Genomic DNA, 6,579 nt, shown 5'->3' on the forward strand with positions numbered 1-6,579 from the left:
ACTGGGCCTTCGCCGAGACCAAGGCTGCGCTCGCCAAGGCGCCGTAAGCGACAACTTAGCGTGCGTCATGGCCGGGCTTGACCCGGCCATCCATCCTTGAAGATGGACCCGCGGGTCGAGCCCGCGGGTGACGTCGGCAAATGCATCATTCAGCAACGGATCACATCCCATGACCGCTCCCAAAGTCCTCATTTCCGACGCGCTGTCGGAAGCCGCCGTGCAGATCTTCAAGGATCGCGGCATCGACGTCGATTTCCAGCCGGCGCTGGGCAAAGACAAAGAGAAGCTCGCCGAGATCATCGGCAACTATGACGGCCTTGCGATCCGCTCCGCCACCAAGGCGACCGCGAAGATCCTCGAGAAGGCCGCCAAGCTCAAGGTGATCGGCCGCGCCGGCATCGGCGTCGACAACGTCGAGATTCCCGCGGCGACCGCCAAGGGCATCATCGTGATGAACACCCCGTTCGGCAATTCGATCACCACCGCCGAGCACGCCATCACCATGATGCTGTCGCTGGCCCGTGAGATCCCCGCCGCCGACGCCTCGACCCAGGCCGGCAAGTGGGAGAAGAACCGCTTCATGGGCGTCGAGATCACCGCCAAGACCCTCGGCGTGATCGGCTGCGGCAACATCGGCTCGATCGTCGCCGACCGCGCCCTCGGCCTGAAGATGAAGGTGATCGCGTTCGACCCCTTCCTGTCGCCGGAGCGCGCCAAGGATATCGGCGTCGAGAAGGTCGAGCTCGAAGACATCTTCAAGCGCGCCGACTTCATCACGCTGCACACCCCGCTCACCGACAAGACCAAGAACATCATCGACGCGGCCGCGATCGCCAAGATGAAGAAGGGCGTCCGCATCATCAACTGCGCCCGCGGCGGCCTGGTCGATGAGAATGCGCTCGCCGAGGCGCTGAAGTCCAAGCATGTCGCCGGCGCGGCTTTCGACGTGTTCTCCGAGGAGCCGGCGACCACCAACGTGCTGTTCGGCCTGCCGAACGTGATCTGCACGCCGCATCTCGGCGCGTCGACCACCGAAGCGCAGGAGAACGTCGCGCTGCAGGTCGCCGAGCAGATGAGCGACTATTTGCTCAACGGCGCGATCAGCAATGCCGTCAACTTCCCGTCGATCACCGCCGAGGAAGCGCCGAAGCTGAAGCCGTTCATCGAGCTCGCCGAGAAGCTCGGCTCGTTCGCCGGCCAGCTCACCGACACCGGCATCACCAAGGTCACCATCACCTACGAGGGTGAAGTCGCCGAGATGAAGATCAAGGCGCTGACCTCGGCGGTGCTGTCGGGTCTGCTGCGGCCGATGCTGGGCGACATCAACGTCGTTTCGGCGCCGGTGATCGCCAAGGAGCGCGGCATGGTGGTGGACGAAGTCGTCCGCGCCGCCGAGAGCGACTACGAGAGCCTGATCACCCTGACGGTGGCCACGGACAAGCAGGAGCGCTCGGTGTCCGGCACGGTCTATGCCGACGGCAAGCCGCGCCTCGTCGACATCAAGGGCATCCGCGTCGATGCCGAGTTCGGCAAGTCGATGATCTACGTCACCAACGAGGACAAGCCGGGCTTCATCGGCAAGTTTGCCAGCCTGCTCGGCGACGCCAAGGTCAACATTGCGACCTTCAACCTCGGCCGTCACAGCGAAGGCGGCGACGCCATCGCGCTGGTGACGATCGACGGCGCGGCTCCGGACGACGTCATCGCCAAGGTGCAGGCGCTGCCGCAGGTGAAGCAGGCCAAGGCGCTGGTGTTCTAAGCCGACATCCTGCAGCCCGCCCTCCAGCAGCTGCTGTCATCCCATCATCAAATCCCTCCCCCGCCGGGGAGGGATTTTTGTTTGTCCGGTCTGTCCGGCTGTCTCCCGACAATCGATTGCGCTGCAGTAACGGTCCGAGAACAATTTCCCAGTAGTTGTACTGAGCACTCATTTCGCGCCTCGGCTGGCGCGGATGCTGGTACCGTCGGGAGGCTTCGTTGAAATTTTCCAATCTCCGTATCACCCCCAAGCTCGGTCTGCTGGTCGGGGGGACGCTGCTCGGCCTCTGTCTCGCGGGCCTGTTCGCCGGCTACATGATGAAGCGTGAGATGCTCGCAGCGCGGTTCGAGCAGACCAAGGCGATCGCCGAAATGGGCCGCAACCTGGCGATCGGGCTGCAGAAGCAGGTCGAAGCCGGAGAGCTCACCAAGGAGGCCGCGCTCGCCCAGTTCGCCCGCGACGCCAGCGTGCTGACCTACGACAACGGCCAGGGCTATCTGTTCGCCTACACCATGGACGGCCTGACCATCGCCACTCCCGACAAGAAGGCGATCGGCACCAATCGCATGAACACGCCGACCGGCGACCGCTATCTGGTGCGCGAGCTGCGCGATGGCGTCGCCGCCAAGGGCGACGTGACGCTGCATTATGACTTCCGCCGTCCGGGCACCGACGAGAACATCCGCAAGATCTCCTACGGCGTGGCGATCCCGGGCTGGAATATGTTCGTCGGCACCGGGGCCTATCTCGACGATATCGACGCCAAGCTGCGGCCGATCTTCTGGACGCTCGGCGCCTCGGTGCTGGCGATCGCGCTGATCGCCGGCCTGTTCGCGCTGCTGATTTCGCGCAGCATCACCCGTCCGCTCGGCCGGCTCGGCGCCCGGATGCAGTCGCTGGCCGGCGGCCAGCTCGACGAGCCGATCCCCGGCATTGAGCGCGGTGACGAGGTGGGCGCAATGGCCAAGACCGTCCAGGTGTTCAAGGACAATGCGCTGCGCATCCGCGGCCTCGAGCAGCAGGAGCAGGAGGCGCAGCAGCGCACGGCGGCGGAGCGGCGGGCGCTGATGCAGAGCATCGCCGACGATTTCGAGCGCAGCGTCAAGGGCGTGGTGCAGAGCGTGGCCGATGCGACGCGGCAGATGCAGGCGACCGCGCAGTCGATGACCACCACCGCGTCGGACGCCAGCTCGCGCGCCGCCGCGGTCGGTGCCGCCTCCGACGCCTCCGCCGGCATGGTCGGCACCGTGGCGTCGGCGTCGGAAGAACTGTCGGCGTCGGTCCAGGAGATCTCCCGTCAGGTCGAGCAGTCGCGTGCGATCGCCGGCAGGGCGGTGAGCGATGCCGAACACACCAACGAGACGGTGAAGCAGCTCTCGGTCAGCGCCGAGAAGATCGGCGAAGTGGTGCAGCTGATCCACTCGATCGCCTCGCAGACCAATCTGCTCGCCCTCAACGCCACCATCGAGGCGGCGCGTGCCGGCGAAACCGGCCGCGGCTTCGCGGTCGTCGCCAGCGAAGTGAAGGCGCTGGCCAGCCAGACCGCCAAGGCGACCGAGGAAATCTCGGCGCAGGTCTCGGCCATGCAGTCCTCGACCTCCAATGCGGTGCAGTCGATCAGCGGCATCACCGCCACCATCGGTCAGATGAGCGAGATCACCATGGCGATCTCGTCGGCGGTCGAACAGCAGGGCGCTGCGACGCGCGACATCGCCCGCAACATCCAGTCGGTCGCGGCCGGGTCGAGCGAGATTAGTGGCCACATCGGCGGCGTCAGCGCCGCTGCCTCGGCCACGGGTGATGCGGCCTCACAGGTTCTGGCGCATGCCGGCTCGCTCGACAGCCAGTCCGGCGCGCTGCAATCGGCGGTCGACGACTTCCTGCACAAGGTTCGCGCCGCCTGATCCAGACGACGCGATCTGTACTTAGCAGGGATCCAAGCTTGCAACTAACCACCAGCGCCGCCCTTCGGGGCGGCGTTTGCGCGTCGGGTCCGGGATTTCATGCTCGGGTTTCTACGAGGCCTCCTGGTAAAGGAAGCGCAAAGCAATCTCGCTACTTTTGCCGGACGCTATTGTTGCGTGCGGAGACGTCCTCGTGAAATTCAGCAATCTTCGAATTACTCCGAAGCTGGGCATCATCGTGGCTGCGGCCATGGCAGGCCTTGCCATCGCGGGGCTGTTCGCTGCCTCGACCTTGAAGAAGGAAATGCTGGAGGCGCGTGTCGACCAAACCAAGGCGATCGTCGAAAGCGCCCTCAACATGGCCGCCGGACTGCAGAAGCAGGTCGATGCCGGCCAGATGAGCAAGGACGCCGCGATCACCGAATTCGTTCGCCGCGCCGAAACGATGACTTACGACAAGGGCGCCGGCTATCTGTTCGTCTACAGGATGGACGGCACGGTCGTGCTGCTCCCCGGCTTCAAGGCTGGCACCAACCGCCTCGATGCGCTGGTCAACGGCAGGCCGCTGACACGCGAACTGCGCGATGGCGTCGCCGCCAAGGGCGCGCATCTGATGTTCTATGAATTCCAGAAACCGAACTCGCAGGAGCTGCAGCGCAAGCTCGGCTATGTCGCGGCGCTTCCCGGCTGGGACATGTTCGTCGGCTCGGGCGCTTACCTTGACGACATCGACGACAAGCTGCGTCCGATCCTGTGGGCGCTTGCCGCCGCAACCATCGGCATCGGTGTCGTCTGCTCGCTGATCGCCTGGCTTCTGGGCCGCAGCATCACCAAGCCGCTCGGCGTGCTCGGCGCACGCATGAAGTCGCTGGCGGGCGGCGAGCTCGACACCGCCATCCCGGGCGTCGAGCGCGGCGATGAAGTCGGCGAAATGGCCAAGACGGTGCAGGTGTTCAAGGACAATGCGCTGCGCATCCGCGGCCTCGAACAGCAGGAACAGGAGGCGCAGCAGCGCGCCGCGGCCGAGCGCCGGGCGCTGATGCAGAGCATCGCCGATGATTTCGAGCGCAGCGTCGACGGCGTGGTGCGCAGCGTCGCGGGCGCCACCCGGGAGATGCAGGAGACCGCCGAGTCGATGACCATGACGGCTTCCGATGCAAGTACGCGCGCCGCAGCGGTCGGCGCGGCGTCAGACGCTTCCGCCGGCATGGTCGGCACCGTGGCGTCGGCGTCCGAAGAACTGTCGGCGTCGGTCCAGGAGATCTCCCGCCAGGTCGAACAGTCGCGTGCGATCGCCGGCAGGGCGGTGAGCGATGCCGAGCACACCAACGAGACCGTCAAGCAGCTCTCGGTCAGCGCCGAGAAGATCGGCGAGGTGGTGCAACTGATCCACTCGATCGCCTCGCAGACCAATCTGCTGGCGCTCAACGCCACCATCGAGGCCGCGAGGGCGGGCGAGTCGGGGCGCGGCTTCGCGGTGGTGGCCAGCGAGGTGAAGGCGCTGGCGAGTCAGACCGCGAAGGCGACCGAGGAGATTTCGGCGCAGGTCTCGGCCATGCAGTCGTCGACCTCCAATGCGGTGCAGTCGATCAGCGGCATAACCGCCACCATCGGTCAGATGAGCGAGATCACCATGGCGATTTCCACCGCGGTCGAGCAGCAGGGCGCCGCGACGCGGGACATTGCCCGCAACATTCAGTCCGTCGCGGCGGGATCGAGCGAGATCAGCGGCCACATCGGCGGCGTCAGCGCGGCAGCGTCGGCGACGGGCGATGCGGCTTCGCAAGTGTTGTCCCATGCGGGCGCGCTCGACAGTCAGTCCGGCGCGCTCCGGTCGGCCGTCGACGAGTTTCTGCAGAAAGTCCGGGCGGCCTGAGGCCACTGGTGATCGGCAGTGTTGCGACGCAGCATTGCCGACTTCGCGCAGACGTGACCCTGCGTGCGGGCGCGCACACTTGAACCTGGAGTGACAACCGGGCGACTATTCGGTGTTGGGGGCGTGCCTGCCAAGCGAGAGGGAGTGCATGCCGATATCGCTGCAAGGGACTGTTGCGTTCGAACCGGAGTTCGTGGGCAACCTGAATATGCTCACCCGCACGATGATCGCGCGCGGGCTCGATCCCGATGAGTTCGTGATCAGCAAGGACATCGCCAGCGCGCCGACGCTGCCGTTTATCGGGCCGCTGGCCTACGACTACGTCGTTTTCAGCGGTGGCGATGACTTCGCCGTGACCGAAACCGGCGACCAGCGCTTTCTTGAACAGTTCCTCGGCCACATCGGCGACGCGTCCGACGAGACGCCGCCCCTCGTCCAACCCGGCATGCTTGCGCGCCTGTCCCGCTGGATGTCACCGGCGGTTTGAGCGAGTGCGAGCATTACCTCAGTCAGACACGGTGTGTAGTTCCTCCCTCATGGCCGGGCTTGTCCCGGCCATCCACGCCTTTCGTGCATCTCCTGCCGCAAGGCGTGGATGCCCGGCACAAGGCCGGGCATGACGCGTGGTGGGGATCTTCGACGAGGAAGCAGGACGCGCTATCCGTTGGTGGGGACCGAGTAGAGCGCTTCGCAATTCTCTGCCCGCTTACTTCGCCTTCAGGAAGTCGCCAACTTCGAGCAGCACGAACTCGTCGTCGTCGGCCTTGTTGGGATCGCGGCTCGACGAGAACGGCAGGTTGTTGTCGTTGCCGACGATGATGTGCGTATCGTCGACCTTGTCGACGTTTTCGATGGTGAAGAACGGGAACGCCAGCGCGCCGTCGGTGAGTGGCTTGCGGGCCTTCTTGTCCGGATCGCGGATCTTCATCAGGTCGATGAAGCCGATCTTGTTCACCGGCTTGCCGGCGTTCGCATCGGTCAGCTCGATCTTGTAGACGCGCTTGAACTTGGCGAGATCGCTGAAGCAGTCGGTGCCGGTC

The 6,579-nt window shown here is 65.3% G+C and carries 4 protein-coding genes and 1 pseudogene; 4 read left to right on the forward strand and 1 reads right to left on the reverse strand.

The window, feature by feature from the left end:
* Positions 1 to 169 precede the first annotated feature (169 nt).
* From serA to ACOJTD_RS01860, 4 genes are all read left to right on the forward strand, one after another.
* Positions 170 to 1,759 carry a phosphoglycerate dehydrogenase gene (gene serA, locus ACOJTD_RS01845; RefSeq protein ID WP_420131240.1) on the forward strand — a complete coding sequence of 530 codons (1,590 nt, stop codon included), beginning with the start codon at positions 170 to 172 and terminating at the stop codon, positions 1,757 to 1,759.
* 218 nt (positions 1,760 to 1,977) lie between these two features.
* Complete coding sequence (locus ACOJTD_RS01850) at positions 1,978 to 3,663, forward strand: methyl-accepting chemotaxis protein (RefSeq protein ID WP_420131241.1); 1,686 nt, start codon at positions 1,978 to 1,980, stop codon at positions 3,661 to 3,663.
* A gap of 193 nt (positions 3,664 to 3,856) precedes the next feature.
* The gene (locus tag ACOJTD_RS01855) at positions 3,857 to 5,539 is read left to right on the forward strand and encodes a methyl-accepting chemotaxis protein (protein WP_420131242.1); all 1,683 of its coding nucleotides are present in this window, start codon (positions 3,857 to 3,859) and stop codon (positions 5,537 to 5,539) included.
* A 148-nt stretch (positions 5,540 to 5,687) separates the two neighbouring features.
* Complete coding sequence (locus ACOJTD_RS01860; RefSeq protein WP_420131243.1) at positions 5,688 to 6,026, forward strand: hypothetical protein; 339 nt, start codon at positions 5,688 to 5,690, stop codon at positions 6,024 to 6,026.
* Positions 6,027 to 6,245: 219 nt separating this feature from the next.
* Here ACOJTD_RS01860 and ACOJTD_RS01865 read toward each other — a convergent pair.
* Positions 6,246 to 6,579, reverse strand: a pseudogene (locus ACOJTD_RS01865) (glycerophosphodiester phosphodiesterase); the annotation flags it as partial.

The sequence above is a fragment of the Rhodopseudomonas sp. genome, assembly GCF_048594845.1.
Taxonomy (GTDB): domain Bacteria; phylum Pseudomonadota; class Alphaproteobacteria; order Rhizobiales; family Xanthobacteraceae; genus Rhodopseudomonas.